Source organism: Micromonospora sp. NPDC093244 (assembly GCF_040683695.1).
Classification (GTDB): Bacteria; Actinomycetota; Actinomycetes; order Mycobacteriales; family Micromonosporaceae; genus Micromonospora.
In genome coordinates this window covers 621523-644325 of record NZ_JBFBEO010000001.1, presented here as the reverse complement: position 1 = coordinate 644325, position 22803 = coordinate 621523, and the positions used below count along the sequence as shown (strand labels likewise).

20 protein-coding genes are annotated in these 22803 nt (G+C 71.9%); 11 read left to right on the top strand and 9 right to left on the bottom strand.

Annotated features, from left to right (window positions below):
• Window positions 1-73: 73 nt before the first annotated feature.
• The 3 genes from typA (at window position 74) to AB0N27_RS02985 (ending at window position 3658) form a co-directional block, all read left to right on the top strand.
• Window positions 74-1942, top strand: coding sequence for a translational GTPase TypA (gene typA / locus AB0N27_RS02995; RefSeq protein WP_203176814.1), 1869 nt, complete (start codon window positions 74-76; stop codon window positions 1940-1942).
• Between the two features lie 113 nt (window positions 1943-2055).
• Window positions 2056-2904 carry a serine hydrolase gene (locus tag AB0N27_RS02990; protein WP_364362703.1) on the top strand — a complete coding sequence of 283 codons (849 nt, stop codon included), beginning with the start codon at window positions 2056-2058 and terminating at the stop codon, window positions 2902-2904.
• A gap of 52 nt (window positions 2905-2956) precedes the next feature.
• Complete coding sequence (locus AB0N27_RS02985; protein WP_364362702.1) at window positions 2957-3658, top strand: lysoplasmalogenase; 702 nt, start codon at window positions 2957-2959, stop codon at window positions 3656-3658.
• Here the strand turns inward: AB0N27_RS02985 and AB0N27_RS02980 are convergent.
• The gene (locus AB0N27_RS02980; protein ID WP_364362701.1) at window positions 3627-4424 is read right to left on the bottom strand and encodes a tyrosine-protein phosphatase; all 798 of its coding nucleotides are present in this window, start codon (window positions 4422-4424) and stop codon (window positions 3627-3629) included. The genes AB0N27_RS02985 and AB0N27_RS02980 overlap by 32 nt on opposite strands.
• A 43-nt stretch (window positions 4425-4467) precedes the next feature.
• On the opposite strand from AB0N27_RS02980, the gene AB0N27_RS02975 reads away from it, so the two are divergent.
• Both AB0N27_RS02975 and AB0N27_RS02970 read left to right on the top strand, forming a co-directional pair.
• Window positions 4468-5565: a dipeptide epimerase gene (locus AB0N27_RS02975; RefSeq protein ID WP_364362700.1), complete on the top strand. Its 1098-nt coding sequence runs from the start codon at window positions 4468-4470 to the stop codon at window positions 5563-5565.
• A 60-nt stretch (window positions 5566-5625) separates the two neighbouring features.
• Complete coding sequence (locus AB0N27_RS02970; protein ID WP_364362699.1) at window positions 5626-6540, top strand: NlpC/P60 family protein; 915 nt, start codon at window positions 5626-5628, stop codon at window positions 6538-6540.
• Between the two features lie 37 nt (window positions 6541-6577).
• Here AB0N27_RS02970 and AB0N27_RS02965 read toward each other — a convergent pair whose 3' ends face one another.
• Complete coding sequence (locus AB0N27_RS02965) at window positions 6578-7576, bottom strand: TerC family protein (RefSeq protein WP_364362698.1); 999 nt, start codon at window positions 7574-7576, stop codon at window positions 6578-6580.
• Window positions 7577-7964: 388 nt separating this feature from the next.
• On the opposite strand from AB0N27_RS02965, the gene AB0N27_RS02960 reads away from it, so the two are divergent.
• Window positions 7965-8258: an antibiotic biosynthesis monooxygenase family protein gene (locus AB0N27_RS02960; RefSeq protein ID WP_364362697.1), complete on the top strand. Its 294-nt coding sequence runs from the start codon at window positions 7965-7967 to the stop codon at window positions 8256-8258.
• A 112-nt stretch (window positions 8259-8370) separates the two neighbouring features.
• Here AB0N27_RS02960 and AB0N27_RS02955 read toward each other — a convergent pair whose 3' ends face one another.
• From AB0N27_RS02955 to uvrB, 4 genes are all read right to left on the bottom strand, one after another.
• Window positions 8371-9228, bottom strand: a complete 858-nt coding sequence (locus AB0N27_RS02955) for a helix-turn-helix transcriptional regulator (RefSeq protein WP_364362696.1) — start codon at window positions 9226-9228, stop codon at window positions 8371-8373.
• A gap of 184 nt (window positions 9229-9412) precedes the next feature.
• The gene (locus AB0N27_RS02950; protein ID WP_364362695.1) at window positions 9413-9781 is read right to left on the bottom strand and encodes a VOC family protein; all 369 of its coding nucleotides are present in this window, start codon (window positions 9779-9781) and stop codon (window positions 9413-9415) included.
• A 65-nt stretch (window positions 9782-9846) separates the two neighbouring features.
• Window positions 9847-10683, bottom strand: coding sequence for a helix-turn-helix domain-containing protein (locus AB0N27_RS02945; protein WP_364362694.1), 837 nt, complete (start codon window positions 10681-10683; stop codon window positions 9847-9849).
• Between the two features lie 70 nt (window positions 10684-10753).
• Window positions 10754-12862, bottom strand: coding sequence for an excinuclease ABC subunit UvrB (gene uvrB / locus AB0N27_RS02940; RefSeq protein ID WP_364362693.1), 2109 nt, complete (start codon window positions 12860-12862; stop codon window positions 10754-10756).
• Between the two features lie 299 nt (window positions 12863-13161).
• Here uvrB and AB0N27_RS02935 point away from each other — a divergent pair, with 299 nt between their 5' ends.
• The gene (locus AB0N27_RS02935) at window positions 13162-14640 is read left to right on the top strand and encodes a hypothetical protein (RefSeq protein ID WP_364362692.1); all 1479 of its coding nucleotides are present in this window, start codon (window positions 13162-13164) and stop codon (window positions 14638-14640) included.
• Window positions 14641-14666: 26 nt separating this feature from the next.
• Here AB0N27_RS02935 and coaE read toward each other — a convergent pair whose 3' ends face one another.
• Both coaE and rpsA read right to left on the bottom strand, forming a co-directional pair.
• Window positions 14667-15848 (bottom strand): dephospho-CoA kinase, encoded by a 1182-nt coding sequence (gene coaE / locus AB0N27_RS02930; protein WP_364365993.1) that lies wholly within the window; start codon window positions 15846-15848, stop codon window positions 14667-14669.
• A 189-nt stretch (window positions 15849-16037) separates the two neighbouring features.
• Window positions 16038-17540: a 30S ribosomal protein S1 gene (gene rpsA / locus AB0N27_RS02925; RefSeq protein WP_364362691.1), complete on the bottom strand. Its 1503-nt coding sequence runs from the start codon at window positions 17538-17540 to the stop codon at window positions 16038-16040.
• 379 nt (window positions 17541-17919) lie between these two features.
• On the opposite strand from rpsA, the gene AB0N27_RS02920 reads away from it, so the two are divergent.
• Genes AB0N27_RS02920 through AB0N27_RS02905 form a run of 4 tightly spaced genes read left to right on the top strand, consistent with a single transcriptional unit; the run spans window position 17920 to window position 19974 of the window.
• Window positions 17920-18726, top strand: a complete 807-nt coding sequence (locus AB0N27_RS02920; protein WP_364362690.1) for a class I SAM-dependent methyltransferase — start codon at window positions 17920-17922, stop codon at window positions 18724-18726.
• A gap of 56 nt (window positions 18727-18782) precedes the next feature.
• Entirely contained in the window at window positions 18783-19385 is a 603-nt protein-coding gene (locus AB0N27_RS02915) for a Uma2 family endonuclease (RefSeq protein ID WP_364362689.1), read from the top strand.
• Window positions 19386-19421: 36 nt separating this feature from the next.
• A complete protein-coding gene (locus tag AB0N27_RS02910) occupies window positions 19422-19640 on the top strand; it encodes a DUF2945 domain-containing protein (RefSeq protein WP_364362688.1) in 219 nt (72 codons plus the stop codon).
• Window positions 19627-19974 (top strand): DUF3140 domain-containing protein, encoded by a 348-nt coding sequence (locus AB0N27_RS02905; RefSeq protein ID WP_357993731.1) that lies wholly within the window; start codon window positions 19627-19629, stop codon window positions 19972-19974. Before AB0N27_RS02910 ends, AB0N27_RS02905 begins: the two co-directional genes overlap by 14 nt.
• Before the next feature lie 100 nt (window positions 19975-20074).
• On the opposite strand, the gene polA is transcribed toward AB0N27_RS02905, so the two are convergent.
• Window positions 20075-22774, bottom strand: coding sequence for a DNA polymerase I (polA, locus tag AB0N27_RS02900; protein ID WP_364362687.1), 2700 nt, complete (start codon window positions 22772-22774; stop codon window positions 20075-20077).
• Between the last annotated feature and the right edge of the window lie 29 nt (window positions 22775-22803).

Below are 22803 nucleotides of genomic sequence, written 5' to 3'. Positions count from 1 at the left end.
TCACCAGAGATCAGGGGCACCTGGGGGTGACCCCGACGCAGCCTGCGCGAGCGCAGGCGGAAGGATAGAGGGTATGCAGCTTCGCACCGACCTCCGCAACGTCGCCATCATCGCTCACGTCGACCACGGCAAGACCACCCTGGTCGACGCCATGTTGCGGCAGGCCGGCGCGTACGGCGCACGAGGCGAGACGACCGAGCGGGTGATGGACTCCGGTGACCTGGAACGGGAGAAGGGCATCACCATCCTGGCCAAGAACACCGGCGTGCGCTACCTGCCCGCCGACGGGTCGGACCCGGTCACCATCAACATCATCGACACCCCTGGCCACGCCGACTTCGGTGGCGAGGTGGAGCGCGGCCTGACCATGGTCGACGGTGTGGTGCTGCTGGTGGACGCCAGTGAGGGCCCGCTGCCGCAGACCCGCTTCGTGCTGCGGAAGGCCCTGCGGGCCCGGATGCCGATCATCCTGGTGATCAACAAGGTGGACCGTCCGGACGCCCGGATCAAGGAGGTCGTGGACGACACCTACGAGCTCTTCCTCGACCTGGACGCCGACGAGGAGCAGATCGACTTCCCGATCGTCTACGCCTGCGCCCGCGACGGCATCGCCTCGCTGACCCAGCCCGCCGACGGTTCGGTGCCCGACGACAGCACCTCCCTGGAGCCGCTGTTCCGCACCCTGCTGGACACCATCCCGGCCCCCGCGTACGAGGACGGCGCGCCGTTGCAGGCGCACGTCACCAACCTCGACGCCTCGCCGTTCCTCGGCCGGCTGGCGCTGTGCCGGGTCCGCCAGGGCACCATCAGCAAGGGCCAGACGGTGGCCTGGTGCCGCACCGACGGCAGCACCCAGCGGGTCCGCATCTCCGAGATGCTGATGACCGAGGGTCTGGAGCGCAAGCCGGCCGAGACCGCCGGCCCGGGCGACATCATCGCCGTCGCCGGCATCTCCGACATCATGATCGGTGAGACCCTCGCCGACGCGGAGAACCCGGTGGCGCTGCCGCTGATCACCGTGGACGAGCCGGCCATCTCGATGACCATCGGCACCAACACCTCGCCGCTGGTCGGCCGGGTCAAGGGCTCCAAGGTCACCGCCCGGATGGTCAAGGACCGGCTCGACAAGGAGCTGATCGGCAACGTGTCGCTGCGGGTGCTGCCCACCGAGCGGCCGGACGCCTGGGAGGTGCAGGGCCGCGGCGAGCTGGCCCTTGCCATCCTGGTCGAGCAGATGCGCCGGGAGAGCTACGAGCTGACCGTCGGCAAGCCGCAGGTGGTCACCCGGGTGATCGACGGCAAGACCTGCGAGCCGGTGGAGCGGCTGACCATCGACGCGCCGGAGGAGTACCTGGGCGCGATCACCCAGCTCCTGGCGACCCGCAAGGGCCGGATGGAGCAGCTGGTCAACCACGGCACCGGCTGGATCCGGATGGAGTGGCTGGTTCCGGCGCGTGGCCTGATCGGCTTCCGCACCGAGTTCCTCACCGACACCCGTGGCACCGGCATCCTGCACCACGTCTTCGAGTCGTACGAGCCGTGGTTCGGTGAGCTGCGGACCCGCAACAACGGCTCGCTCGTCGCCGACCGGGCGGGCGCGGTCACCGCCTTCGCAATGATCAACCTTCAGGAGCGCGGTCAGCTCTTCGTCGAGCCGACCACCGAGGTGTACGAGGGCATGATCGTCGGGGAGAACTCCCGCTCCGACGACATGGACGTCAACATCACCAAGGAGAAGAAGCTCACCAACATGCGGGCGTCGACCTCCGACGAGACCGAGAAGCTGATCCCGCCGCGCAAGCTGTCGCTGGAGCAGGCGCTGGAGTTCTGCCGCGAGGACGAGTGCGTCGAGGTCACCCCGACCGCGGTGCGCATCCGCAAGGTGGTTCTGGACCAGCAGCTGCGCGGCCGGGCCGCCGCCCGCCGCAAGCACGCCGGCTGACCCACCGGCACCCGGCTTCCGGGCGCGTCGGCCGCTCGCGGCCGGCGCGCCCGTTCGCGTCCCGGCGCGGGTACGCGGGCCCGCCCGGCAGGTGATCGGCTACGGTCACCGGCATGACCTGGGATGATCTCGACGCCCACCTGGACCGGGTGCCCGGCACCGTGTCGGCGTACGTGGGCCGGCTCGACGCACCGCCGACCTGGACCCGGCACGCCGACGCCGCCCACTACGCCGCCAGCACCATGAAGGTGGCGGTGCTCGCCGCGCTGCACCGCGCCGCCGAGTCCGGCGTCCTGGACCTGGACGCGCAGGTCCCCGTGGTCAACGAGTTCGACTCGGCCCAGCCCGGCGCGCCCCGGTTCTCCTGCGCCAGGCACTACGACAACGACGACGCGGTCTGGGACCGGGTCGGTGGCACCGCGCCGCTGCGCTGGCTCGCCGACCGGATGATCGTGCGGTCCAGCAACCTCGCCACCAACCTGGTCATCGGGCACGTCGGGCTGCCGGCGGTGGCGCAGGTGTGGGCGGCGGCCGGCGCCCGTACCAGCGTCACCGGCCGGGGCATCGAGGACTTCGCCGCCCGCGAGGCAGGCATCACCAACGAGGTGACCGCAGCGGACCTGGCCGCCCTGCTCGGCGCGCTGGCCACCGGGGCCACCACCGCCGGCCCCCTCGCGTCCCCGACGGCCTGCGCGGCCATGCTCGACGTCCTGTTCGCCCAGGAGCACCGCGAGGACCTGGCGGCCGGCCTGCCCGAGGGCACCCGCATCGCGCACAAGAACGGGTGGGTGCGCGGGGTCCGGCACGGCGCGGGAGTGGTGCTGCCCGACGACGCCCCGCCGTACCTGATCGCCGTCTGCACCACCACCGACCTGGCCGGCGGCGACGACGTCGAGGACGACGCCTGCCTACTGCTCGCGCACATCTCGGCGCAGGTGTGGGCCGCCCGTCACCAACTCTGACCGGGACCGCCGCTGCGGCTAGGCTGCTCGCACCCCAACCCCGGAGCCGTCGATGCCGCGCAGCCGCACCATCCTGATCGTCTTCCTCGCCGTCACGGCGGTGAACCTGCTGGCCAACGCCACCGACAACCACCTGGCCGAGGTGCTCAGCAAGCCGCTGCTCATGCCGCTGCTGGCCGCGTACCTGTTGCGGTCCACAGTCGAGCGTGGCGCCCGGGCGGACCGGCTGGTGCTCGCCGGGCTGGCGTTCGCCACAGGCGGCGACGTGGCCCTGCTGGACGACGGCACCGGCTGGTTCATCGCCGGCATGGCCTCTTTCCTCGGCACCCATCTGTGCTACCTCGCGGCGTTCACCAGGGGCGGCGCCGCGACCGCGCTGCGTCGTCCGCCGCTTGTCGCGGTCCCCCTGGGGTACGCGGTCCTGACCGTCCTCGCGCTCGCCTGGATGTGGGCGGGACTGACCGACGAGGGTCTGGCCGTACCGGTGGCCGGCTACGCGCTCGCGTTGGCCGCGATGGCCACCACCGCCGTCACGCAGGGCTGGCGGGTGGGGCTCGGCGCCGCGCTGTTCCTCGGCTCCGATCTGCTGATCGCCGCCGGGGTGGCCGACGTGGCACAGCCGCCGGGCGCGCCGGTGCTGGTCATGGCGACGTACGCGGCAGGTCAGGCGCTCATCGTCGCGGGCCGGGCGGCACACGCGCAGGCACCGCCGGAGACGCCTGTCACTCCAGCAGTTGCGCCCGCAACGCCGTGAGGACGTCGTCGGTCAGCCCGAGCCCGTCGCGCAGGTAGCCGTCGAACGAGCCGTGCACCAGACGTACCTCGTCGTAGCCGGCGTCGAGGTACGCGTCGCGGACCTCCAGCACCGGCAGCACGGCCTCCACGTCCAGTTCCGGCTGCCGCCGCCGCATCGCCTCGATGATCACCGCGCGCAGGCTCTCGGTCAGCGCGTTGTTACGCAGGTACTCGGCGCGGATGGTGGCCTCGTCGACGCCAAGCGCGGTCAGCAGGATGACGGTGAGCCAGCCGGTGCGGTCCTTGCCCGCGGAGCAGTGGTAGACCAGCGGCAGGTTCTCCGGCCGGGTGGCCAGCCGCACCGCCTCGGCGAAGCCGACCCGCGCCGACTCACCTGTGACGAACCACCTGTAGATCTGGGCCATCGCCCCGGCCGTGCCCTGCCGGGCCAGCTCCGCGTACGCGTCCAGGTCGTGGCCGAGCAGCACCGCCGAGACGTACGTGAAGACGGGGTGTTCCGGGTCGTGCACCGGCAGGTGCACCAGCCGCGGTTCGCCAGCCAGCCGGTCGGCCGGGGCGACCGCGACCTCCGAGAAGTCCCGCAGGTCCAGCACACAGGCCGGTCCGAGCTTCGCGAGCACCGGCAGGTCCTCGTCGGTGAGGCGGCCCAGCGCGGGGGTACGGATCAGCCGTCCGGTGCGTACCCGCCGGCCGTCGGCGCCCGGCAGGCCACCAAGGTCACGGGCGTTCGGCGCGCCCACCAGCTCCCAGTCCCGCCCGGTCATCGGTCTCCCCCTCCGCCGCGAGTCTGCGTATAGGGTGCCCCACATGACGATCTCGGCGGTACGCACCCACCGGGTTTCCGCCCCCTTACACACCCCGTTCGTCACCGCGCTGCGCCGCACCACGACTGTCGACACCCTGGTCGTCGAACTCGTCGACGCCGACGGCCGGTCAGGTTTCGGCGAGGCACCGCAGGTCTGGCAGGTCACCGGGGCGTCGGTCGCCGGTTCCCAGGCGTGCGTACGCGAGCTGCTCGGGCCGCTGTTGATCGGCCGTGACCCGGACGACCTGGTGGCCCGCTGCGCGCAGGTGCAGCGGGCGGTGGTCGGTAACGAGGCCGCGAAGGCGGCTGTGGACGTGGCGCTGCACGACCTGGCCGCCCGGCGTTTGGGCGTACCGCTGGTGCGTCTGCTGGGTGGCACGGCGCTGCGGGTCCCGACGGACGTGACCCTCGCGGCCGGCGACGCGGTCGACCTGGCGGCGGCCGCGCGGCAGCGGCAGGCCGACGGTTTCGGCGTGCTCAAGATGAAGGTGGGCACCGACGCGGCAGGTGACCTGGACCGGGTGCGGGCGGTCCGCGCGGCGGTAGGCGCCGGGGTCCGGATCCGGCTGGACGCCAACCAGGGGTGGACGCCCCGCGAGGCGGTACGGGTGATCAGGGGTATCGAGGACGCCGGCCTCGACGTGGAACTGGTCGAGCAGCCGGTGGCGCGCTGGGACCTGGACGGTCTGGCGTGGGTCAGCGACCGGGTGTCCGTGCCGATCCTCGCCGACGAGGCGGTCTTCGGGGTGCGTGACCTGGTGGAGGTGATCCGTCGCCGGGCCGCCGACATGGTGAACGTCAAGCTTGCCAAGTGCGGCGGGTTGCAGCCGGCGCGCACTCTGCTGGAGCTGGCCGCCGCGCACGGCCTCGGCACTGTGGTCGGGTCGATGATGGAGAGTCAGGTGGGCATCGGCGCGGCGGCGAGCCTGGTCGCGGCGTACGGCACCACGGCCGTGGCGGACCTGGACGCCGGCTGGTGGCTGGCCTGGTCGCCGGTGCAGGGTGGTATCCGCTACGACGGGGCGACTGTGGTGCTGCCGGAGGCCCCTGGCCTGGGCATTTCCGGCCTGGCTGAAGCTAAGGTGCAAGACCGAGGTTGATGGCCGTTGGTTTCTTTCATAGAGTTTCCCCGGGACAGCCGATTCGAGCTGGGGGTTGACGTGGATCTGCAAACGGGCCGCGAGGCCCTCGTCCGGGTCGCGGTGGCCACCCTGTGGACCTCCCCCGAGGCGGTCCGCCCGGTCGACGGCCCGGCGTTGAGCGCCGGTGCCGACATCTCGGCCTGGATCTCCGGTCTGGACACCGACCAGCAGGTAGGCGACTGCGTGCTGAGCCAACTCCTGCTCGGCGAGCGGGTCCTGGTCAGCGAGCTACGCCCGGACGGCTGGGCGCGGGTGGTCGCCGTCGAGCAGCCGGCCGCCAAACTGGACCCCCGCGGCTACCCGGGCTGGCTCCCCGCCGACCAGCTCACCCCCGTCGACCCGGCCGTCGCCGGGGACGCGCTTGTGGTGGACGCGACGGTCACCGGGCTGCGCGCCACGCCGAACGGGCCTGTCGTGGTGCCAGGCGTGGTCGTCGGGACCCGCCTCGTGCCGGCCGGCCCGGCCCGCGACGGCTGGCAGCCGGTGCACGTCCCCGGCCAGCCCACGCCGCTCTGGCTGTCCGAGGGCGACCTCGCCCCGCCGTCCACCGAGCCGCCGAACGCGGAGCAGGTGCTCGCCGTGGCGCAGCGCCTGCTGGACGTGGCGTACGTGTGGGGTGGGCTGTCGTCGTACGGCATCGACTGTTCCGGGCTGGTGCACCTGGCGTGGCGGCGCTTCGGGGTCCTGCTGCCCCGCGACGCCGACGACCAGGCGGTGGCCACCACTCCCCTGCCGCTGGGCGCGGAGCGCCCCGGCGACCTCTACTTCTTCGCGCGACCCGGCCGCGGCATCCACCACATCGGGATCGTCACCGCGCCGCCCGGCGGGGAGCAGCGACGGATGTTGCACGCCTGCTACCGGCGGCGGCGGGTCGTCGAGGAGGCCCTGCCGGCCGAGCGCACCGCCACCCTGGTCGGCGCGCACCGGGTCTGACACCGGCCGGGCGTCCGGACGCCCGGCCGGCGCGACGTCAGCGTCGGGCGTCGGTCAGCTCGCGGCGCCGGTCCCGGGAGGACTTGATCAGACTGGCGGCGGTGGCGACGCCCAGCGTGCCGAGGATGACCAGCAGCGAGAGCCAGATCGGGATGTGCGGCGCCCAGCCCACGTGCTCCCCGCCGTTGATGAACGGCAGGTTGTTGTCGGCAAGCGCCTCCAGCACGAGCTTGACCCCGATGAAACCGAGCACCACGGCCAGGCCGTAGCTCAGGTAGATCAGCCGGTCCAGCAGGCCGCCGAGCAGGAAGTAGAGCTGCCGCAGGCCCATCAGCGCGAACACGTTGGCGGTGAAGACCAGGTACGGCTCCTGTGTGATGCCGAAGATCGCCGGGATCGAGTCCAGGGCGAAGATCAGGTCGGTGGTGCCGATCGCGATCATCACGATGAGCATCGGGGTGAACAGCCGCTTGCCGTTCTCGTGGGTCATCAGCTTCGCGTCGTCGTAGCCCTTGGAGATCGGCAGCGCCCGGCGGCTCCAGCGGATCAGCAGGTTCTCGGAGAACTCGTCCTCGTCCGGCTCACCCTGGCGGGCGAGGTTGACCGCCGTGTAGATCAGGAACGCGCCGAAGATGTAGAAGACCCAGGAGAACTGCGAGATCAGCGCGGCGCCCGCCGCGATGAACCCGCCGCGCATCACCAGTGCCAGCACGATGCCGATGAGCAGCACCTTCTGCTGGTACTGCCGGGGCACCCCGAAGCGGGCCATGATGATCACGAAGACGAAGAGGTTGTCCACCGAGAGGCTGTACTCGGTGAGCCAGCCCGTGTAGAACTGCCCCGCCGCACTGGCCCCGGAGGTCAACCAGAGGCCGGCGCCGAAGAGCAGGGCCAGGCCGACGTAGAACGCGACCCAGAGGCTCGACTCCCGCACGCTCGGCTCGTGCGGACGCCGACCGATGATCAACAGGTCGACGAGCAGAACCGCAGTCAGTGCGACGAGGGTCCCCGCCCACACCAATCCGGACACGTCCAACGTTTCCATCCTCCGGCAGACACGCGACGTCGGGCACACCGTACGCTCGTGGGGAGGCCGGTGTACCGGTGACGCTCACTCTGGTGACTGTCGGAGGTCTCTTCCGCCGCCGCCCCACCGGGCGACGACCGACGGAGCCGGGTCGGGACGCCCGGGGCTTGCGGCGATCGACCGTGCTGACGACTCCGACGCGGGGGAATACTCCCCTCCTCAATGACCATTGTTGCCCACCACGCGCCGTGATCACACCCCGGGCAGCCGGTGGCTGCGCCCACCGGTATCGCGCACATCACACCCGCACGCGTGTCCTAGGAGGCTAGTGCAGGTCCGGCGTGGACGCCGACCCCACGAGGCCGCCGCTCCCCCGGACCGTGGGAGGCTGTGCGACATGGTGCTTGAGGTCGCGTTGATCGACGTACTGCCCGGACACGAGGACGCGTTCGCCGCCGCGTACGCCGAGGGTCACCCGATCCTGGCCGGGGCCACCGGCTGCCGGTCGGTGCGGATGACCCGGGGCATCGAGTCCCCGACCCGGTTCGTGCTGCTCGTCGAATGGGACTCGGTCGAGGCGCACGAGGAGAACTTCCGGGCCACCGAGCGGTTCGAGCAGTGGCGCGCCCTGATCGGCCCGCACTTCGCCGGGCCGCCAGTGGTCGAGCACTTCCTCGACGTACCGGCCTGAGCGAAGCTGTCGTACCCCCCAGATAGCGTGCCCGCGCACGCGCCGGTCGCCGGTCCCGACGGGCTCGGGGGCGCCGGGCCCGGTGGCCGCGCGGGCACCACCGTGCCCGCCCTCACTCGCCGACGCGCCGGGCCAGCGCGGTGACCGACTCCTCCGGTGACAGCGCGGCCGCCAGCAGGGCCTCGGTCATCCGCTCGTAGCGGTCGACGTCCAGCACCGTGGCCAGCCGCACGTCGGTGGTCAACGCCTCCAACATCACCGTCCGCGGGTCCGCCGGGTCGGGAAAGGCATAGCAGGAGTACGGCGTGAGCGGGTGCAGGCCGCCACCGGCCGCCCCACGCGGCAGCAGCCGCACCGTCACGTGCGCCAGCCCGGTCACGGCGACCAGGTGCCGCAACTGTTCGCGCCACACCTCGACGGGCAGGTCGCCCGGGTCGCAGGCCGCCTCGGCGAGCACCGCCGTGTAGCGCGGCGGGTCGGCCCGGCGCAGCACCTCCTGGCGCAGCGCCCGGGCGCGCACCTCCACCTCCACGTTCACGTCGGGCGCGAGCAGGGCGCCGGCGGCGACCCGCAACCGGGCGTACGCCGGTGTCTGGAGCAGCCCCGGCACGATCGCCGGCTGGTACTCGACGATGTGCGCCGCACCGGCCTCCAGTTCGGCGTACGTGCGTTGCCGCTCGCTCATCTCACCGAACGTCCTCCACCAGCCCCGGCTGGTGGCCGCGTCCCGGGCGATCACGATCAGCGCCTCGCGGGCCGGCGACGGCACCTGGTAGACGTCCAGCAGGTCCAGCACGTCGGCGAGGTCCGGTCGGCTCTGCCCCAGCTCGATGCGGGACAACTTCGACGTCGAGGCCCACCCCAGCCGGTCACAGACCTGTTCCAGGGTCAGCGCCTCACGTCGGCGCAACTGGCGCAGTTCTGCGCCCAGACGTACTCGTCGAATGACAGGACTTGTTGGCAGCGGCATCCCGGCCTCCCCACCGAGGGAGAGTACGCAGGACGATCACCCAGTGCAATACCTTGCTCGCAGACCGCAACCGGGGAGGTCCATCACCCACCGGGCCGGACCGACAGGCACGTGCGGTTTCCGCACCCGGTGGCCGACGCCGACCGGGCGCCCCCGCGTCGCCCGGCCGGCGTCCACCGGCGGCTCAGGGCCGGTGCGTGCCGAACGCCCACGGGATGCCGGCGAGGTCACGGGCGGCGTAGTCACGGGACCCGTAGTCGGTGTTGTACGGCTCCCGGGTGACGTCCGCGCCGGCGGCTCGGGCCCGGGCGCAGTGCGCGTCGACATCCGGCACAGCCACGTAGAGGGCCCAGTCGTCGTCGGCCGGCCGGGGCGCCCCGTCGACACGGGGACCCAGCATGATCATGCCGGTGTCCAGGACGAGTTCGGCGTGCGCGACAGTGCCGTCCGGCGCGTCGTACACGGCGTGCACCTGGAAACCGAAGGCGGAGCAGAGCCAGTCGATCGCGGCGCGGGGATCGGGATACCGAAGGATCGGATAGACGGTTCGCATACGACGAGTCTCCCGCCCACGGACCGCTCCCGATTGGACGAATGTGACCTGCGGCAGGCCGGCGGTCAGCCCGCCGGGCGGGCGGCGAGAAGTGCCGCCGGGGTGGTTCCGGCGAACTGGTGGAAGTCCCGGATAAGGTGGGACTGGTCGTAGTACCCGCAACGGGCCGCCACCTCGGCCCAGTCGACGGCCCGCCCGGCCGACGCCGTTCCGGTCGCCGCGTCCGCGCTGCCCAGTGCCGCGCGGGCCTGCTGGAAGCGCAGCAGCCGGGCCGCCGTCTTGGGCGGCAGGCCGACCTCCTGCCGGAACCGGGCCGCCAGGTGCCGCCGGCTCCATCCCAGCTCGGTGGCGAGCGCGCCCACGCCACCCTGCCCACCCCGTGCCACGAGCCACCGCCAGGCCCAGTCGAGCCGGGCGTCGACAGGTGGGGACGCCGCCAGCCGGGCGGCGAGCGCCGCGTCGAGGAGCGCGAAACGGCGCGGCCAGTCCGGCGCGTCGGCCAGCCGGTACCGCAGCCGATCGAGCCAACCGCCCGGGAGTTGCCCGACACCCACCGCCCGGTTGGTCAGCTCACCCAGCGGCAGGCCGAGAAGGCGGCGGGCGGTCAGCGGCGACAACAGCAGCTCGACGCCCTCCCCCACCCCCACCGTGCGGGTCGTGCACCAGCCGTCGAACGTGCCGGCCACGAACGAGTCCACCCGCCGGACGCCGCGCTCCGCACTGCGCGGGTCGGTCACGTCCAGCGGGGCGCCCCAACCCAGGATCAGCACCACGAACACGCCCGCGGTCTCCCGGCGGACCAGCGGCACATCGGCGCGTTCCCGGTAGCCGATGTACCTGTCGACGAACGGCCGCAACCGGACCTCGGGCAGGCCGACGACCATCTCGTCGGCAGGCGTCACCGCTGTCAACCCGACCGCCCTCCCCCGCCCCGACCGGCCGCGCCCACCCGCGCGTCGCCGGGGACCGTCGTCACTTCACGCCTGCGGCGTCCATCCCGCGCAGCTCCTTCTTCAGGTCGGCCACCTCGTCGCGGATCCGCGCCGCCAGCTCGAACTGCAACTCGCGGGCGGCGGCCAGCATCTGGTCGTTGAGCTCCTGGATGAGCTGGGCGAGGTCGGCACGGGCCATCCCCTCCCGCGAGGGAGTGGAGGCGCCGGCCCGACTCCGGCTGCGCGTCTCCTTGACGGGCGCCTTGCCCCGGGAGAGCTGGCGCACCGCGCCGCCGACCCGGGAGTTCTCGGTGTCCTCCGCCTCGCGGTAGATGTCGTCCAGGATGTCGTGGATCTTCTTGCGCAGCGGCTCCGGGCTGATGCCGTTTGCCTCGTTGTGGGCGATCTGCTTGGCCCGACGCCTGTCGGTCTCGTCGATCGCCGCCGCCATCGACGGGGTGATCTTGTCCGCGTACATGTGCACCTGCCCGGACACGTTACGGGCGGCCCGCCCGATGGTCTGGATCAGCGAACGGCCGCTGCGCAGGAAGCCCTCCTTGTCGGCGTCGAGGATCGCCACCAGCGACACCTCGGGCAGGTCCAGACCCTCGCGGAGCAGGTTGATGCCGACCAGCACGTCGTACTCGCCCTTGCGCAGCTCGCGCAGCAGCTCCACCCGGCGCAGCGTGTCCACCTCCGAGTGCAGGTAGCGCACCCGGATGCCGTTCTCGAGCAGGTAGTCCGACAGGTCCTCGGCCATCTTCTTGGTCAGCGTGGTGACCAGGACCCGCTCGTCCTTCTCGGTGCGCAGCTTGATCTCGTGCATGAGGTCGTCGATCTGACCCTTGGTCGGCTTGATGACGACCTCCGGGTCGATCAGGCCGGTGGGGCGGATGACCTGCTCGACGAACTCACCCTGGGACTGCTCCAGCTCCCACGGCCCGGGGGTCGCGGAGAGGTAGACCATCTGGCCGACCCGCTCCAGGAACTCGTCGAAGCGCAGCGGCCGGTTGTCGGCGGCGCTGGGCAGCCGGAAGCCGTGGTCGATGAGCATCCGCTTCCGGGAGGCGTCACCCTCGTACATGCTGCCGATCTGCGGGATCGTCACGTGCGACTCGTCGACCACGGTGAGGAAGTCGTCGGGGAAGTAGTCGAGCAGGCAGTGCGGCGGGCTGCCGGGCAGCCGCCCGTCCATGTGCATCGAGTAGTTCTCGATGCCGGAGCAGAAGCCGACCTGCCGCATCATCTCGATGTCGTAGGTGGTGCGCATCCGCAGCCGCTGCGCCTCCAGCAGCTTGCCCTGCCGTTCCAGCTCGGCCAGCCGCTCGGCCAGCTCCGCCTCGATGTCGCGGATCGCCCGCTCCATCCGCTCCGGGCCTGCCGCGTAGTGCGTCGCCGGGAAGATCACCAGCTTGTCGACCTCGCGGACCACGTCACCGGTCAGCGGGTTGAGGTAGTAGAGCTTCTCCACCTCGTCGCCGAACAGCTCGATGCGGACCGCCAGCTCCTCGTACGCCGGAATGATCTCCAGGGTGTCGCCCCGGACCCGGAACGTGCCCCGCTGGAAGGCCATGTCGTTGCGGGTGTACTGGATGTCGACCAACCGGCGCAGCAACTGGTCGCGGTCGAGCTCCTGGCCGACCCCGACCCGGACCGCCCGGTCCAGGTACTCCTCCGGGGTGCCCAGACCGTAGATCGCCGAGACGGTCGCCACCACGATCACGTCGCGGCGGGTGAGCAGCGACATCGTCGCCGAGTGCCGCAGCCGCTCGACCTCCTCGTTGATCGAGGAGTCCTTCTCGATGTAGGTGTCGGTCTGCGGAATGTACGCCTCGGGCTGGTAGTAGTCGTAGTACGAGACGAAGTATTCGACAGCGTTGTGCGGCATCAGCTCGCTGAACTCCTTGGCCAGCTGCGCGCAGAGCGTCTTGTTGGGGGCGAGCACCAGGGTCGGGCGCTGCAACCGCTCGATCAGCCACGCCGTCGTGGCGCTCTTGCCGGTGCCTGTCGCGCCGAGCAGCACCGTGTTACGGTCGCCACGCCGCACGCGTCGCTCAAGATCGTCGATGGCGGCCGGTTGGTCACCGGCCGGCTGGAACTCACTGACGACCTGGAAGCGGCTGTCCAGCCGGGGAATGTCGAGCGCCATGACCTCAACGGTACGCCGGAGGTCCGACAGGATCGGCCGTCACGCCGGGTACGTGATCAGCTTCAATATTCCCATTGTGTGGCACATGTCACCGGCGCTAGGCTTTCGACGTAGGCCGCTCGCGGCGGCCGACCGGGCCGGTGGCCGGGCCGTCATCTCGGCCGGTCGCCCCCGGCACTGCGGGTCGCAGCACCCGGCACGTCCGGCGTGCGCACCTGTGTGGTCGCGCTCGAGGCGCAGACCGGCCGCCGCGAGCGCCCCTGCTCGTCACCCCGTCGCGCTCCACCCGTTTCACATCCGTGGACACCTCTGCGCACCCGGCAACCGACACCGACTCCGGCGACGCGCCCCGGTCCGACGGCCCGACGCCACCCGCCCGCCGACGGCGCACGGTGCTGCTGCTGCTCGGCCTGACCGCGGCGATGTCCGCGACGGCGCTGGTGATCGGGCTGCTGAGCTGGGCTCCCGACCCACCCGAGCCGGCCCGGCCGCTCACCCTCGCCGAGGGCGAGCGACTGGCCGCGATGCGTGTCACCAACCTGCGGGACCTGCGCGCCGGGGTCCGTGTCACGGCCGGCACCGGCGCCGAGCGCACCGAACTGGTCGGCTGGGTGGACTGGTCGCGGTCCCTGCTCTACCTGGACGTGGGCGGGCCGGGCGCCGGCATCGAGCGGGGCCTGTTGCAGCGCGTCGGCCCGGCACTGGTGGTCCGGCCGGACCCGGCGGCGGTGCCCACCCCCGCCGCGCCTCCCCTGGTGCCTCCCGCCGACCGCTGGCGGCAGCACCGCCTGACGCCCGGCACGGGCCTGGCACCGGTGCTCGACCTGCTCCTCGGCCTCTGCGCCGACCGGCCCGACCCGTCGCCGACGGTGGGCCGCTGGGTTGCCCGGGACACCGTCGCCGGCGGTCCGGTGGACGTCCTCGCCGCCCCACTGCCCGCCGCGACACTGCCGGCCGCGACACCGGCCAGCCCGGCCGCGCCCGACGACGGGCAGCCCCGCTACTGGCTCGACGGGGACGCCCGGCTGCACAAGCTGGTGACCCGGCTGCCCGGAGTCGGCCCGGTCACGGTGACCCTCAACCGCGCGGACCGCCCGACGCTGCGCCCCGTGGACGCGCTCGGCGGCCGGCCCGGGCTGCCCCGCGCGCTCACCGACGCCGAGCGGCGCCGGCTGGACCGGCTACCCGCCCGGCTGCGGGCCCAGGGCGGTGGCGCCACGGCGACTCTCACCGCGCCGGTGGGCACCGACACCAACCTGCGGGGCGCCGGCTGGTTGAGCTGGACCACGCGCACCGCCTACCTGGCGGTCGCCGACCTCGGCGTACCCGACCGGCGGACCCTGCTGTGGCGGGACGCCGCGACGCAGGCCCGCGCGGACGTGCCCGCCACGGCCGGTGGCGGCGGCACCGCCGAGACGCCCGGCCGGCCACCCATGCCACCGCCCGCCGGCCCCTGGCGCTTCGACCGCACCGGCACGGACGACCTGAGCGTCCTGGCCGGGGCCGCGCTCGCCGCCGGCACGGACGTGCGGCGCGGACCGGCCCAACGGGTACGCGAGGACGTCGCCGACGGGCGGACCGTGGACGTCATCGAGCTGGGCACCGGCCCCGGCCGGCTGCGCTACTGGATCGACCGCGACGGCTCACTGCGCCGGCTGGAACTGCACACCAGCGCCGGCATGTGGGCGCAACTGGACCTCAGCCCCGGCGTCATGCCCCGGCTGGGCCCGGCGCCCCGGCCACCGGCCACGACCCGCCCGGCCGCCCGGCCGCGCTGACCCCCGCGCCGCGGAGTCCGTGACCCTCAGGGCCGCCAACCGGTCTGCGCGGCCCACTGCTCGGCGCGCAGGTACTCCTCGTCGAACCACGGGTCGCGCGCCGTACCGGACCCGCTGGCGTCCGGCGCGGCGTCGACCAGCTCCCGCTTGAGCAGCAAGTACGCGGACCGCCGGTCAGGGTCGGCCCGCAGGTGGTCGCGCATCAGCAACGCGTGCCGCCAGCCCGGCGAGTCGACCTGGCGCACGTGCAGGCGCACCGGGCGGCCCGGGTCGGCGCTGCCGTGCAGCCGCTTCTCCCAACGGCCGCCGCCGACCGGCCGCGGGTCGTCCCACCACTGGCCCGGCACCCGGGGAAACCCGGCGTTCGCCAACCGGTCGGTGAACACCCCGTCGGCGTCGGCGAGGTCGGGCAGCGCCACCTGCACGTCGATGACGTCCTCCGCGGCGACGCCGGGCACCGCCGTCGGACCGACGTGGTCGATCCGGAGTTCGGCCGGCGCGAGCGCCTGCCGGATCCGCGCGGCCAGCCGGGCGTACTGCTCGGGCCACGTCGGGTCGGCCACCGTCCTGTCGACCCGGGCCGGCGGCACCACCCGGCGCGACCGCAGGTTGCGCTCGTAGGGCAGCAGACGCCGCTCCCACAGCTCGTCGACGGCGGTGTGCAGCGCCGTCAGGGACGCGTCGTTCGTCAGCACCACGTCCGCCGCCGCGCGGCGACGGTCGTCGTCGGCCTGCGCGGCGATCCGCCGCTCGGCGTCCGCCCGGTCCATCCCCCGGGTGCGCACCAGCCGGTCCAGTCGCGTCGACACGGCCGCCTGCACCACGACCACCAGGTTGTACGCGGGCGCGAGTCCGACCTCCACGAGCAGCGGCACGTCGTTGACGACTACCGCGTCGGGTGGTGCCGCGGCCGTCAGCTCGGCGGTACGGGCCCGCACCCGAGGATGGGTGATGGCCTCCAGCCGACGGCGGGCCGCCTCGTCGGCGAACACCACGGCGCCCAGCGCGGCCCGGTCCAACGCGCCGTCGGCGTCCAGCACCCGGTCGGAGAAGGCGGCGACGATCTCGGCCAGGCCCGGGCTGCCAGGTGCGACGACCTCGCGGGCGATCTGGTCGGCGTCGATGAGCACCGCGCCCCGCTCGACGAGCCGCGCGGCCACCGCGCTCTTGCCCGATCCGATTCCACCGGTCAACCCCACCCTCAGCACCCGACCAGTCAACCGGATCACCGTGCCCGCCGCCAAACCCGGCACCGCGCCGGCCGCGCGTCGCGCCCGGTCCGGAGTGCGCAGCACGGCCGGGTCCACGAACGGCGAAGGCCGGGCCTACGAACGGCGAAGGCCCCGCCCCCGGCGATCCGAAGATCGCGGGGACGGGGCCTGTCGTCGTTCAGCGGGTCACTTACCGCCGGCGAGCTTCTCCCGCAGTGCGGCGAGCGCCTCGTCGGTGGCCAGCGTGCCGGCCGGCTCCTCGGCCTGCCGGCTCGGGGCCGGGCTGGACGACGAGGAGGTGGTGCCCCCAGCGGCGGCCGGGACGGCCGGAGTCGGGTTGGCAGCGGCCTCGGCGTCGGCGGCCCGAGAGGTCTGCACCTGCTTGGTGTGGGCCTCCCAACGCTGACGGGCCTCGGCGTACTGGTTCTCCCAGGTCTCGCGCTGCTTGTCGTACCCCTCGAGCCACTCGCCCGTCTCCGGGTCGAAGCCCTCCGGGTAGATGTAGTTGCCCTCGGTGTCGTACGTCGCGGCCATGCCGTAGAGGGTCGGGTCGAAGTGCTCCTCGCCCTCGACGAAGCCCTCGTTGGCCTGCTTGAGCGACAGCGAGATCCGGCGACGCTCCAGGTCGATGTCGATGACCTTGACCATGACCTCGGAGCCGACCTGGACGACCTGCTCCGGGATCTCCACGTGGCGCTCGGCCAGCTCGGAGATGTGGACCAGGCCCTCGATGCCGTCGTCCACCCGGACGAACGCGCCGAACGGAACCAGCTTGGTGACCTTACCGGGCACGATCTGCTGGATCGCGTGGGTGCGGGCGAACTGACGCCACGGGTCCTCCTGCGTCGCCTTCAGCGACAGGGAGACGCGCTCGCGGTCCAGGTCGACGTCCAGGACCTCGACCTCGACCTCCTGGCCCACCTCGACGACCTCGGACGGGTGGTCGATGTGCTTCCAGGACAGCTCGGAGACGTGCACCAGACCGTCGACGCCGCCGAGGTCCACGAAGGCGCCGAAGTTGACGATCGAGGACACGACGCCCTTGCGGACCTGGCCCTTCTGCAGCTTGTTGAGGAACTCGGTGCGCACCTCGGACTGCGTCTGCTCCAGCCAGGCCCGGCGGGACAGGACCACGTTGTTGCGGTTCTTGTCCAGCTCGATGATCTTGGCCTCGAGCTCCCGCCCGACGTACGGCTGCAGGTCGCGCACGCGCCGCATCTCGACCAGGGACGCGGGCAGGAAGCCGCGCAGCCCGATGTCGAGGATGAGGCCACCCTTGACCACCTCGATGACCGAACCGCGGACGACGCCGTCCTCGTCCTTGATCTTCTCGATCGTGCCCCAGGCCCGCTCGTACTGCGCCCGCTTCTTGGAGAGGATCAGACGACCCTCCTTGTCCTCCTTCTGGAGGACCAGGGCCTCGATGTGGTCGCCAACAGTCACAACCTCGGCGGGGTCCACGTCGTGCTTGATCGACAACTCCCGAGAGGGGATGACACCCTCGGTCTTGTAGCCGATGTCGAGCAGGACCTCGTCCCGATCGACCTTGACGACGGTGCCTTCGACAATGTCGCCGTCGTTGAAGTACTTGATGGTCTCGTCGATCGCGGCGAGGAAAGCCTCCTCGGAACCGAGATCGTCGTGGGTGACCCGGGTGGCGCTCGAGGGGGCCTCGATGCTGCTCGTCATGTGGGCGGTTGCTCCGGTCGGTGGGTTGTCACAGCAGGCTGGTGTCGCAGTGACCTGTTCGCGCCAGCGGATCCGTCGCCGGGCACACCGAACGATCGCCTAGTGAGATCATGATGTGGCTCCGTCGACCGCGCACCTGCTCCCTGCCGAGACACACGATCCGCGAGCGCATCGTCTAGCCTACCGTGCGCATTACCACAGCGTGCAAGCCCTCCCGGCTTCTCTGGATGCGATGACCTGCGAAAGCCGAACAATCGCCCGGAAACCGCCCCTGCTGTCTCGTGCGTCACACCCGCCCCGATAGCCACCGCGGGAGCCGGTCGGCGGGTCGGGTCGGCCCAGCGGGCCGCTCGGCCCCGAGGGGGCCTAGCGTGGGCGGGTGGATGACGACAGCCGGGTGACCCGGCGCCGGGTGGGTGACGCCGAGGCCCGGCGCGCCAACCGCGGCTGGTGGGACGCCGACGCCGACGACTACCAGGCCGAGCACGGCGCGTTCCTCGGCGACGTGGACTTCGTCTGGTGCCCGGAGGGCCTGCGGGAGGCCGACGCCCGGCTGCTCGGCGACGTGTCGGGGCGACGGGTGCTGGAGGTGGGCTGCGGCGCCGCGGCCGCCGCCCGCTGGCTCGCCACCCAGGGCGCCCAGCCGGTCGCCTTCGACCTGTCCGCCGGCATGTTGCGGCACGCCGCCGAGGCCGCCGACCGCACCGGGGTACGCGTACCGCTGGCGCAGGCCGACGCGCTCGCCCTGCCGTTCGCCGACCTGTCGTTCGACCTCGCGTGCACCGCGTTCGGCGCGATCCCGTTCGTGGACGACTCGGCGGCGCTGCACGCCGAGGTGCACCGGGTGCTGCGTCCCGGCGGCCGGTGGGTGTTCTCGGTGACCCACCCGATGCGGTGGATCTTCCTCGACGACCCGGGCGAGGGTGGCCTGACGGCCGTGCACTCGTACTTCGACCGCTCGCCCTACGTCGAGCAGGACGAGGCGGGCGTCGCCACCTACGTCGAGCAGCACCGCACCCTGGGCGACCGGGTCCGCGAGCTGGTCGGCGCCGGTTTCCGGCTGGTGGACCTGGTGGAGCCGGAGTGGCCGCAGGGGCACGACGGGATCTGGGGGCAGTGGAGCCCCCTGCGGGGACGGTTGTTCCCCGGCACCGCCATCTTCGTGACCGAGAAGCCGGCCGGGTGAGCGCGTCGCACGCGTTGTCTGGCCTGCGTTCCATCGATCGCCGGTAGGCTCGTCCCATGAGCGCCGAGCCCATCCCGACATCACCTGGCCCCTGGTGTCCGGATCCGATGCGGCAGCAGCGTGCCGACTACACGCTGGAGGACCTGCTCGCCCTGCCGGACGACGCCCCCCGCGTCGAACTCGTCGACGGAGTTGTCCAGGTGACACCCTCCCCCACCCTGGGCCATCAGGACATCTGCAGCCTGCTGTGGCTGTGGCTGCGCTCGCACGCCCCGGCGGACCTCCGTGCCGCACAGGCCGTCGGCGTCGCGCTCAGCCGAAACACGAGCCGCCTGCCGGACGTGCTGCTCTGCCACGCCGAGATCCCGTCCCACCGGTCCACACTGCTGCCGGCCGACGTCGTGCTCGCCGTGGAGATCGTCTCGCCCGGCACGCGACGAATCGACCGGTTCGCGAAGCCCGGTGAGTACGCCGCCGCCGGCATCCCCTACTACTGGAGGATCGAGCAGGACCCGGTGCACGTGTACGCGTACCGGATCGGCGACCGGGTGGGGCCGGGCGGTGAGCGACAGTACGAGCTGGTCACCGACGGCGCCGACGTGATCGAGCTGACCGAGCCGTTCGACATGAAGCTGCCGATCGCCGAGATCAGGCCGTAGCCGTTTCGCCCCGCCGGGGTCGGGTAGCCGGGGCGCATGGCCGAACAGAGGTTCCGCAAGGGCGACCACGTCTCCTGGTCGGCCCACGGAAGCCGCGCGTACGGCGTGGTGCAGGGGAAGATCACCGAGCGGACCCGGATTCGGGGGCGGGCCGTGAACGCGGCTCCCGACGACCCGCAGTACCGGGTTCGCAGCGACGGAACGGGTCGCGACGTGGCCCACCGACCCGGGGCGCTGCGCCATGAGCAGAGGTGACGACGGCCGGGACACCTACCGGGAGTTCACCGAGGCGGTGAACATGAAGCCCCGCGAGTTGTCCACCTGGCTGGAGACCGACGAGTCGAAGCAGGTCGGCTGGCACAAGGGCGGCCGCTCCGGCGGCGGCGAGTCCGTCGGGCACGAGTCCGGTCGGAAGATCATCGACCTGTTGCGTCGCAAGCGCGCCGACCTGTCCGAGGGCGACTACAAGCACATGCGCAAGGTGGTCGGCTACGTCCGCCGGCACATGGCCCAGCGCCCCTCCGGCGACGTCCGCGACACCAAGTGGCGCTGGTCCCTCATGAACTGGGGCCACGACCCCCTCAAGTAACCCACCACCGAGCGCCTCCAGATCAAGCGCTCACGGCGGTGGACGCGACCAGCATGACCTGGTCAAAGTTTCCGGGGCAGCCCCCACCACAACCACAAGATCAGTGATCGGCGCTGTTCCAGTCCCGGCCCTCGCCGACCGACACCGACAACGGCACCGACAGCGGGTACGCCCCACCCATCTCCCGCCGGACCAGCGCCTCCAACGCCTCCCGCTCACCGGGGGCGACCTCGAAGACCAACTCGTCGTGCACCTGCAGCAGCATCCGCGAGCGCAGCCCGGCTTCGCCCAGCGCGGTGTCGACGTGCAGCATCGCCACCTTGATGATGTCTGCCGCCGAGCCCTGGATGGGGGCGTTGAGCGCCATCCGTTCAGCGATGTCGCGACGCTGCCGGTTGTCGCTGACCAGGTCGGGCAGGTAGCGGCGGCGGCCCAGGATGGTCGAGGTGTAGCCGTCCTGGCGGGCTCGGGCGACCACCTGGTGCAGGTAGTCGCGCACTCCGCCGAAGCCGGCGAAGTAGTTCTCCATCAGCCCGCGTGCCTCTTCGGTGCTGATGCCGAGTTGCTGGGACAGGCCGAACGCGCTCAGCCCGTACGCCAGGCCGTAGTTCATCGCCTTGATCTTGCGACGCTGGTCGGGGGTGACCTCGTCGACGGGCACCCCGAACACCGACGACGCGGTGGCGGCGTGGAAGTCGGCTCCGGAGTTGAACGCGTCGATCAGGGCGTCGTCTGAGGAGAGGTGCGCCATGATGCGCATCTCGATCTGGCTGTAGTCGGCGGTCAGCAGGCACTCGTAGCCCTCGCCGACCACGAACGCGCGGCGGATCCGCCGGCCCTCCTCGGTGCGGATCGGGATGTTCTGCAGGTTGGGTTCGGTGGAGGAGAGCCGCCCGGTGGCCGCCACCGTCTGGTTGAACGTGGTGTGGATGCGGCCGTCGTCGGACACCGACTTGAGCAGGCCGTCCACTGTCGACTTGAGCTTGGCGACGTCGCGGTGGCGCAGCAGGTGGGCCAGCACCGGGTGCGGCTGCTGCGCGTAGAGCCACTGCAACGCGTCCGCGTCGGTCGTGTAACCGGTCTTGATCTTCTTGGTCTTCGGCAGGCCCAGCTCGGTGAAGAGGATCTCCTGCAACTGCTTGGGCGAACCCAGGTTGAACTCCCGGCCCACCGCCTCGTACGCGCCCTGCGCGGCGGCCTTCACCTCGGCCGCGAAGTGCGCCTCCAACTCGGAGAGGTAGTCCGTGTCGGCGGCGATGCCGGTGCGCTCCATGCCGGCCAGCACCCGCATCAGGGGCAGCTCCACACCCGCCATCAGCCGGGCGGACTGCTCGCCGTCGCGGGACAGCTCGGCGTCGATCGCGTCGGCCAGATCCAGTGTCGCGCGGGCCTGGAGCATCAGGTTCTGCTCGACGACACCCTCGTCACCCAGCCCGTCGAGGGTTAGCTGGCCGGACTCCGGAAGGTCGACGCGCAGCTCCCGGTGCAGGTAGCGCAACGCCAGGTCGGTCAGGTCGTAGGAACGCTGGTCCGGTCGGGCCAGGTACGCGGCGATCTGGGTGTCGCGCTGGATCCCGGCCAGCTCCCAGCCGTGCGCGGCGCACGCCAGCACAGCGGGTTTGCTGTCGTGCAGCACCTTGGGTCGTTGCGCGTCGGCCAGCCAGGCGGCCAGGGCGCTCTCGTCCGTCGGGTCGAGCCCCACCGGGTCGACCCAGGCCGCCGCGCCCCCGGCGGTGGCAAGCGCCAGGCCGGTGATCGAGGCGGTGTGCCGGCGGTTGGGGCCGGTGTCGAGCTTGACCGCCAACCCGACGGGCGTACCCGCCGGAGCGTGGTCGGCCAGCCAGGCGGCGAGCGCACCCGGCTCGGTGAGCACGGCGCCGGTGAGGTCGAACCCGGACTCGGCCTCCGGCTCGACGGACTCCAGATACTGGTAGAGGCGGTCGCGCAGGATGCGGAACTCCAGGGTGTCGAAGACCTGGTGCACCGCCTCGCGGTCCCAACCGGTCCACCTGGTGTCCTCCGGGCGCAACGGCAGCTCCAGGTCGGACACCAGGCAGTTGATCTCGTAGTTGCGGATCACGTCCGCGAGACGCTCCCGCAGACTGTCGCCGGCCTTGCCCTTGATCTCGTCGGCGCGGGCGATCACGCCCTCCACCCCGCCGTACGTCGTGATCCACTTGGCGGCGGTCTTCGGGCCCACGCCCGGGATGCCGGGCAGGTTGTCACTTGTCTCGCCGACGAGCGCGGCCAGGTCGCGGTACTGCTGCGGCGGAACGCCGTACTTGGCCTCGATCGCCGCCGGGTCCATCCGGGCCAGGTCGGAGACGCCCTTGCGCGGGTACAGCACGGTCACCTGGTCGTCGACCAGCTGGAACGCGTCCCGGTCACCGCTGCTGATCAGCACCGTCATGCCCTGGTCGCGGGCCTGGCAGGCGAGCGTGGCGATCACGTCGTCGGCCTCGAAGCCCTCCTTCTCGACCACCGGGATCTGCAGCGCGGCCAGGACCTCCTTGACGAGGCTGACCTGGCCCTTGAAGTCGTTGGGTGTCTCGCTGCGGCCGGCCTTGTACTCCGCGTACTTCTCGGTGCGGAAGGAGCGACGGGAGACGTCGAACGCCACGACGATGTGCGTGGGCTGCTCGTCGCGCAGCACGTTGATCAGCATCGAGGTGAAGCCGTACACCGCGTTTGTCGGCTGACCCGTCGTGGTGGAGAAGTTTTCCACGGGTAGGGCGAAGAAGGCCCGGTATGCCATGGAATGTCCGTCGACGAGGAGCAGGCGCGGCGTCGTAGCTGTCACGGCAGCGACTCTAGTCCGTCGCACCGACA

Coding starts and splice junctions, on each gene's coding strand:
- typA (WP_203176814.1), top strand. CDS start 74: ATGCAGCTTCGCACCGACCTCCGCAACGTCGCCATCATCGCTCACGTC.
- AB0N27_RS02990 (WP_364362703.1), top strand. CDS start 2,056: ATGACCTGGGATGATCTCGACGCCCACCTGGACCGGGTGCCCGGCACC.
- AB0N27_RS02985 (WP_364362702.1), top strand. CDS start 2,957: ATGCCGCGCAGCCGCACCATCCTGATCGTCTTCCTCGCCGTCACGGCG.
- AB0N27_RS02980 (WP_364362701.1), bottom strand. CDS start 4,424: ATGACCGGGCGGGACTGGGAGCTGGTGGGCGCGCCGAACGCCCGTGAC.
- AB0N27_RS02975 (WP_364362700.1), top strand. CDS start 4,468: ATGACGATCTCGGCGGTACGCACCCACCGGGTTTCCGCCCCCTTACAC.
- AB0N27_RS02960 (WP_364362697.1), top strand. CDS start 7,965: ATGGTGCTTGAGGTCGCGTTGATCGACGTACTGCCCGGACACGAGGAC.
- AB0N27_RS02955 (WP_364362696.1), bottom strand. CDS start 9,228: ATGCCGCTGCCAACAAGTCCTGTCATTCGACGAGTACGTCTGGGCGCA.
- AB0N27_RS02950 (WP_364362695.1), bottom strand. CDS start 9,781: ATGCGAACCGTCTATCCGATCCTTCGGTATCCCGATCCCCGCGCCGCG.
- uvrB (WP_364362693.1), bottom strand. CDS start 12,862: ATGGCGCTCGACATTCCCCGGCTGGACAGCCGCTTCCAGGTCGTCAGT.
- rpsA (WP_364362691.1), bottom strand. CDS start 17,540: ATGACGAGCAGCATCGAGGCCCCCTCGAGCGCCACCCGGGTCACCCAC.
- AB0N27_RS02915 (WP_364362689.1), top strand. CDS start 18,783: ATGAGCGCCGAGCCCATCCCGACATCACCTGGCCCCTGGTGTCCGGAT.
- AB0N27_RS02910 (WP_364362688.1), top strand. CDS start 19,422: ATGGCCGAACAGAGGTTCCGCAAGGGCGACCACGTCTCCTGGTCGGCC.
- AB0N27_RS02905 (WP_357993731.1), top strand. CDS start 19,627: ATGAGCAGAGGTGACGACGGCCGGGACACCTACCGGGAGTTCACCGAG.